Annotated in this window: 1 protein-coding gene; it reads right to left on the bottom strand. The window is 42.8% G+C overall.

The window, feature by feature from the left end:
* Positions 1 to 8438, bottom strand: an 8438-nt coding sequence (locus tag R7M72_RS00685; RefSeq protein WP_318056013.1) for a hypothetical protein, incomplete at its 3' end; no start/stop codon positions are given.
* Positions 8439 to 8609: the final 171 nt, after the last annotated feature.

Raw genomic sequence — 8609 nt, 5'->3', positions numbered from 1 at the left:
GGCATGGAGTAAGCCGTGTTCTGGCTACCGGTATTCCCTGATAAGTCTTGGTAGTCACGAACTAGTAACGCCACATTGAGCTCTGACGTGCTTGGTACCACCACATCACCAGTCCAAACACTTGGGTCCGCGGTTGCCACTAACGAGGTGATCGTCGTGCCACCTAACTCCGCCGCGGCGGACTGCAGATCTTTATCGAATTCTAGCGTTACCGTCACGCTTTGGCCGATGGCTTGGTGCTCAGGCGTAAACGTCACGTTAGTCAGCGTTGGCAAAGACTGCGCCAGTGTAAAGCTCTGGCTTTCACTCACTTCAATGCCGGCTGAGTTCGTCCCTGTCACAATCACGGTATAAGTGCCGTTGGTTTGGTGACTCATATCAATCGCGTCACTGGTCCAATTGCCACCGGCTTGTACCGTCGCACTGCTGCTTTTCAATACCGTCGCGCTGCCTTGGGCTTTTACTTCAAGACGCAGGGACTGACCGTCAAAACGTGTCGACGTGCCTTCGAATTGTAGCGTGGCGGCATGCGTTTCATCCACATTGCCCACTGGCGTGATGGCTAAGGTTGGCGTGATCGGTAATTCGTGAGCGGTGTTATCCTCACCTATGTTGCCAGTCAAATCTTTAAATTGACTAACAACCAAGTCGACACTTAACAGCGCGGTGCTCGGAACTTGTACATCACCAACCCAGACCTTTTTATCTGCCGTTGCTGACAGAGAACTAATGCGATTGCCGCCAAGCGTAGCGGTCGCCTCTTGGAGCTCTTTATCAAACTCAAGCGATACATTCACGCTTTGACCCACACTCTGATGCTCGGGGTTAAATGTCACATTGGTTAGTTTTGGTAAGATTCCTTCAACCGCGATACTTAAACTGCTTCCTTTTCCAGGAATGGTGTTGATACTTTGGTAGCTATCATCCTCTACCTGTATTGTTATGTTTTTATCTTGCTTTTCTGGACTGATGTAATTAACCGTCCACGTAACGTTGTCTGAAGTGGACCACGTATCTTGCTTTAACGTTCCTGTTGCACCGTTATCACTAGCGACAAGGTGGACATCTGAGATATCAAAGTTAGTAACTTTTTCTGTAAAGTTAAACGTAAGTGTAATCTCTTCACCTCCAAAAAGAGGGGCGCTTGAAGCAGTAGATATACTTAGCCCGGGAACGGTTGCAGCTTCCACATGTGCGTCAATAGAACTCTCGTTCTTATTATCCACTTTGTCTGTTGCTGCTACCGTGATCGTATGATCGCCTTTCGGTAACAAGTAGCTTATGACATAAGGCCCCGCTTCGGTTGTTGGCTCAGTAATCGCTTGAGGAGCCACAGTGCTGCCACCACTCACCGCTTTTGACGTGACGAGATTTAAATTTTTATCTGTAATGTATGCACTAATTTCTAGTTGATACTTATCGTTTGTCGGCACCTTAGAGGTTTGATTAGCACTTAAGCCCGAAATACTTGGAGCGTCATAATCAACAATAGATTCTATAACCTTTCCATCATAACTTTTGCCTAGTAATTCAAAGCTTGTATTCTCTCTTCCAACTGAGTCCGTCACTGTCACTTTAAGGGTATATGACCCTTGGTTATCGACGGCAAAGTTCATCATTCCATTACCACTAGATGAGATAACATCACCTGAGTAACGCAAGGAATCACCGAGGCTTGGAATAAGCTCCACAGAATACTGTGAAGCTTTCACTCTTTCTCCTTCCACCGTAGATACCGTGAATGGCTGGCTCGCCTTGGTTAAAAACAGTTTCCCACCCTGCAAACTCGTAATTCCATCGAAATCAATCGTGACTTTAGGAACACTAATATCAATGACTTTTCTGATATCAGAATACAGTCCGACGCTATCTGTCGCTTTGATATCAACCGTGATTGAACCACGCCCCTCTAACTGAGATTTTGATAGTTCAAAGTACGTAGATGAACCGTTCCCATCCTCTACTCTTTCTTCTTGATAGCTTGGGTTTAAAACCGAATAGTTTACTTTTGCCAGGCTGCTACCAGTGTCCGTTATGTCGAAACGAAAACGAACGTTATCTGGATTTGTTGGCGATTCAGTTACGATAATCTCATCGCCAACACTTGGAGATGTATTGTCAACTTTAATATCAACGGTCGCTTCACCGACTCTCGACCACACATCCGTTGCGATAATCGTTGTCCTGATCGTTTTTCCATCCGCATCGCTAGGAAGTTCACTCGTAAATGTTGAACACTTGTAGGTTGGGGCATCTGCACACACCTCTAATTGTGCAAACTTCTCCGGGTTATCTTTATAGTTGTAGGATTCCGTTCCAAATCTGGCCATCACATTGTCTAGTCTAGAGTTTTCATACAGCTTAATTCTGAATTTGGCGACAAGCTGCTGACCATTAATGGTTGTGTTTCCAACCGGATCAGTAATTTCGACGACTACCGAACCTTTAGGTAATTCAAGCAGTAGATCGTGCTCTGGCGTCAAGTTTCCTGCTAAATCAGATAAGTTCTTGATTTTGTATTCTTGAGTTGTACTCAGGCCATCAATAATATCGGCATAGGATTCAGAATACGTACACTTGATATTTCCAACACCTTTGGCACAAGTCGTTGGTGTATAAGCTTTGTTGCCAAGATTACGAACCAACTTTGGATATTCATCTGAACTTTCGGTATTCACGCCTGATAAAGCATCATTAAAAGAGAGCTCAAATGTGAGCATCTTCTTCTTCAAAGCTTCATCAAACCAAACATCACTTCCTTTAAAACTGTATGAGTTACCATCCACGACTGTCGGTGCATCAATATCCACCATCGAGAAATTGAACTTGTTGATCGTTTCACGCCCATTTGTACCCAAGGTTTTAGTGATCAAAGTAACAGGTGCTTTGGTCATGTTTTGCCCAACATTGACACTACAACTGTAAGGTTCTTGCGATACGTTGATAACACCAGAAGTTGGTTGCTCATTAGTTGGTGGCGCATCTAGAGAGTTGTATTCTTCACGAACCCAACACTCTAACGTTTTGGCTTTGACCGCACTCAATGTAGTAAAGGTGACATCAAGAACACCATCAGATAAGTAATTTTGGAAGTCCAGCGGGCTTTCAACTGTTAGAACCACGCCTTCACGCTGTACGCTAAAGGTTTGGTTTACTTTTCCAACCTTTCGGTCTTTTTCATCAAGGTAACGAACTTTGTTATAAACCTTGATATCAAGTTCATAATTACCATCTTTGGCAATTTGTGTAGAAAGCAACGTTGCCGTCCAAGTGCCATCTGCAGTTTCTGAGAACGTAAAGTTAGTCCCGTTTTGCTCTCCAGAGAATCTATACGTTGAGTCAATTCGATCAACGCCACTATCATCAACAATATCAAGCGTAAGTACGATATTCCCATCTTGATAGATGGTGTTGTTTGTAATTGGCGTTCCATCCGTGTAACTCATCGCCAGCGTCACCTGCGGGATTGAGTTGTACACTTTGACGGTAAAATCTTGCTCATCACTGGTTAAGGTTGTGTTGCCACGAACATCAGACCCTTTTAAACGAATCTTGTGTGTACCCGAACCTAAATCACCAAGACTCACTTTGAGATCCTCATTGATTTTTGTGCCAGGAGAGCCAGGTAATGGTTCCAGATCGCTAAACGTCCAATACTCTAGGCTTTCTCTATTTACGCCATTAATTGAAACATCACCGTTTGCATTTAGGTCTAGCGCCGTTAGGTCAAAGACATAGTTACCTAAGTAGTAGTCATTCGCATTGAAACCACTTAATCCTAATGTTGGTCCATCACGATCAAGAATAACCTTGTGCGCGTTAGAACTAGACTCAAAACCATAAATATCGGTTGCTTTTACATACAATGACGTTGTTTTTTCATCTTCAGAAATGTCTATTTTATCTGTGTCACTCTTGATAAGAGACATGACAAACTCTTTAGATGAATCCGTTGGCACAATTGTCTTAATTGGCGAATCTTTACCACTTTGATACAGCGAGACTTGCTCAAGGTCTGAATCGTCTATTACGGATTTAAATCGCACGTTGAACTCACGCCCTATAACATAGTTCTCTTTGGACAATGTGTCTTCAACCCAAGGCGTATTTAGGATGATTTCAGGGCCTTTGTTATCGACTTGGAAGGTAAATTTCCCTGTTGTACTAACATTGGCAGGGTAAGCGTTGTCCGTCGCAGTGACGTAAAATTCATTCCATTCATCGTAATCAAATGCTTTTGAAACCAGTTGGACTTTGACGTCAGGCTGTTCACCAACTAGGTATGGTACGTCACACGCCTCTGTTAGAGGGTCACAGCTTTCTAATGTCAGAGCCTGACCAGATCCGCGGCGCAAATCTATTTTTACGTTATTGCCAGAGCTTAACGTCCCCCAATCAATGACAGGTGTCCATTGGTTATTACCACCTAAACGGCTTTGAACCTGCTCACTTTTTACAATAGGGGCTTCAGAGTCGATACGAATATTGAATCTCGGAGCGGTGCTAGTTAACTCTGAAACGGAGTTACCTAAGTTGTCCTCTGCTGCTGCAACAACTAACCAATCTCCATCACCAGGATAAATCGTAGAGCCTTGATTTGAACATATCTCGCCCGTACATAGTTTGACTTTAAACGCGTCTTTCGAGTTACTTGCAAAGTTTTCTGGTGTGTATGTTACTTTTTCACCGGTTTGCTGGTAGAAAACAAGGCCCCTCGAGGCAAGCTTATCACCAACAATATCCTCAACCTTGAAGGTTAATTCATGAGTATTGTTCGCATTTAAATAAATACCGTTTTCTACAGGTTTACCATCGACATCATTGGGTGGAAGGTAACTGGCCTTAGGGAAGTCGTTATCAATAAACACCGATTCTATAAACGGAGATTTACCATTGTAACCATACGCATTGCCATGTGGGTCCATAGCACTGGTCTCCACGGCAAACTCTATAATATCTTTTAGTTCACTAGACTGGGAGTTAAGGGTGAAGAAGTACTCTTTTCGATAAGCATTGCTGCTGTCTGAGTTTTCTACGATGTTGATGTCCAGTGGTATTTCAATATTTGGCTCATTGGCTTGATACCACATCGTGCTAAACTTCGGGCCGTGAGCGTCGGTTCCTACAATACCAGAAGGATCGTCTAGGACAATTTTAGAAACAACCTCGCCAGCGATATAAAGCCTATTACCAACCATCGTCTCTCTACCGCTTTCAATGGTTAATTTTGGCTGCGGAGGCAAGGTATCGATACTGCTACCCTCTGTATCAAAAATGTTCTTACCATTTAAGTCAGGATTAGCCATCGAAATATCATCAGCATAGAGCTGCGCGATATTGGTCTCAATACCGTATTTGCTCGCCATGATTTCATAATACGATTGCGCCAGGTCTTTTCGGTAAGTTTCAGCGCCAAACGTGTAAGAATCGAGCGTAACTTGACTTCCTCCTGCCCCTACACCATTTGCTTTTCCATCGTAGCTAAAATCATCGTAAATAGCAGATGCAAAATCTAATGAGTTATTTCTTGGCATTCTCTCGGCAATACTATCAATTGCTTCAACAAGGAATCGGTGTAGATAGTCATTTGATGGCTTGTCTGGAATCGCTTTAGTCGTAAACATTTCATTGGTTGCATAAGACACAACCGTTGGGTCAAACCCAAAGAATGAGTTGTTATTCGTACCTGATAACGCGTAGCGCACCTCATCAAGAATTTGAATCGCACGTTCTGAAGTTTTCTCTCCCGCTGTCACTTGATCCCACTGGAAATCAAACAAACCAGTCTGATATGTCGATAGTTCAGTAATATAGTAAGTTTGAGAACCTTTGAGCTTAAAATACACACCAATATTGGCCTTGTTTAAGTCAACCGTTACTTTCTTGGTCCCTGGATCTCTTTTCCATTGGTAATAGTATGGCTCACTGCCTTCGAGACCAATTAAACGAACACGCATGAAATCATAATTCACTACGTCAGTTGTGGTTTCACAACTCGCTACGTCAAGAGCCATGGACTGGTCACTTTCCAGTTGCTGGATAGTGGTACAACTTGCAAGTGAAGTGAATTCACCACTTGGGCTCAACCCTTCAAGTTGAGCTCGCGCACCAATAAATGGTGTCACCACTTTTATGGTTGGTAGGTCAAAGCTACTTCTAAAATATACTTCTCTTGGAGTGCTTTCGTTATCAGACTCATCGATGGTTTGAATGACTAACTTTTGACTACTGTTTTCTGATACCGATTTAAAGCTGTCACCCAAAATATCTCTTACAAAAGGAATGTAATAGATGACATCCTCTACTCGCCCATTGCTATCTAACAGCGTTTCGTGCGGAATTTTTGCGATGTAATCGTCATCGGATGCGGTTGTGTCAATAACTTGCTGAAGTGAGTAGTTGTTATCGTTGTTTTGGCTTACGTAGTACTTGACGACGAGCTTAAGCTTATTAGCGTTGGAGCCTAAAACCGTATCGGTGTTTACGTCTGAAACTTTCACACGAACATAAGGGATTTTATTCTCTTTCAATAAATTAGCGTTGAAGTTACTAAAATCTATCCCTTTTAATGAGTTCTGAATCCCTAAACTTGCGTACGCATAATCAATCTTCAGGAAATCGCGGCTTGCTTGAACATTGTCTGGGGTGTACGTATCTTGAGAGTAGATACCATCGTAAGTGGTTCGTTCACCATCTAAACCCACATTTACGTACGTCATTGAGGTACCTTCAGGATAGGTTATCGTCTGTGCTGGCGCTTGATCGTCACGACTTACTGCATGCTGCGCAGAGCCCGTATTGCCTTTGCTATCCTTCGCTCGAACCTCAAAGACCGTCGTAGATAGGAATTCATCAGTTGGGTAAGCCTTACTAAACTCACAAGCATTTCCAGACTCTACAGTGACAGGAGAACATGTGACGCCCTCATGTAAGCCATCTTTAAATGAAATACTGACCGAACTAATCTCTTGCGAGCTTTCTTTTACAACCCCTTTCAGAACGTATTCTTTAAGTTGGTTATTAATTGCACTCGCCGATGTAATATCGATAACAGGCGCATCGTTATCCCATTCAAAGTTGATATGAAGACCCGAATGGCTGCCTGGAATTAACTCATTACCCAGTACATCCGCTGTATATAAGACTAACCGTGCTGCTGTTACGTTTGAGAGCCCTGTGGCAGGGTTCATATCTACACTATCGATCTCTTTGGTATTAATGTTAACTTTAACGTTGGTCTCTCGAAGGCCAACTTCAAAATCATCAAATTCAACCGAACAGAATGTGCTTCCAAAATCTTGTATGTCGTTACATTGAAATTCACCAGACCAAGAGCCATTAATCTGATACTGAATAAAGGCGGATACGTCTTCTACACCGATATCATCAACAATTTTTAGGTCAACTTTATCGGTGCCTGCCAGTACATCACGGTCAATGCGTGTCACGATAGGCGCTGTGGTATCAATCTCCGTCCCATCTCGCGGTGGAATGACGCCATCTGTACTGCCATATGTACCTAAGTCATTAAGCTTCTTACTAAAGTCGACATAGTCGGCAGCATCAGTACCTGAAATATTGATACTTGGGTCGTTTACCACGATCAAAACGTGCTGAGATAAGTCACGTGTGTAAACGTCGCTGTTTATCTTTTTCTGTCCAAAGCTAAGGGGAGTCACTGCTCCTGAAGTCTTGCTCACTTCAAGACCATCAAGAACACCATCTGCAATAACATCCCGATATTGGATGTCAGCGAAGTGCATCGAAGTGTAGACGTTATCGCTGTTGCCGTATTTTTTTATAAGATCGTAAGAGTAAGACGAGTATGCTGTTAATAAAGCACCGTATTGATGCCCTACACTAGCAAAGCTGCTTTGCCCACCTTTGGTAATATCAATAGGTTTGGTCTCATTTACGTCAAACCCATACATGCTATTGATACTATCCAAAGCGGTTGAAAAGGCACTTTCATCTGTGGCCCCCTGAGAAATTTTGTACTTTGCCAAGCCTGCTGCCAAGTTCGACAGCGGAGTAAGCATTAACTTTTGCTCACTCCCCTCTTTAAAGTTCACAACACCTTCAAATTTAAGTGTCTTCGCATTACTCACAGATACCGTTTCATTTGTAAACGGATCGGTATAACTCCCCTCTTTTGCAACAACAAAAAGAGGCATTGACGACGATTCAAACTCTAGCAGATAGTTTCCGAAGGCATCAGACGTCGTGTTAGCCAACTTCCGACCTAAGTTTCCATTTTTGAACTCGAAAACCTCAATCTTGGCGCCATTGACTGGGGCGTCAAACACCATACCGGAAATGCTTCCTTTGCTTCTAGCTGGAGGTGTGTTGTCTCCTCCATCACCACCACCACATGCACTCAATAAAAGAGATGTAAGCGTAAGACCTAATGTTAATTTCAGCGTATTTTTAGCGAACATAGTAATTTGGCAAAATATATTTTCCCGAGATTATATTATTGAAAAATATTTTCTCAACGTGACATTAACACCAACAAAATAGGCATAAACACCAAGCCAACCGTCACTTTGACTGAATTATTAAAATTATTTTTACATCCTATAATCATTAACTTAGTTAAAACAGAGGAA

Source organism: Vibrio sp. YT-18 (assembly GCF_033337345.1).
GTDB classification, from domain to species: Bacteria; Pseudomonadota; Gammaproteobacteria; order Enterobacterales; family Vibrionaceae; genus Vibrio; species Vibrio alginolyticus.
This window is presented reverse-complemented; position numbering and strand designations above follow the sequence as displayed.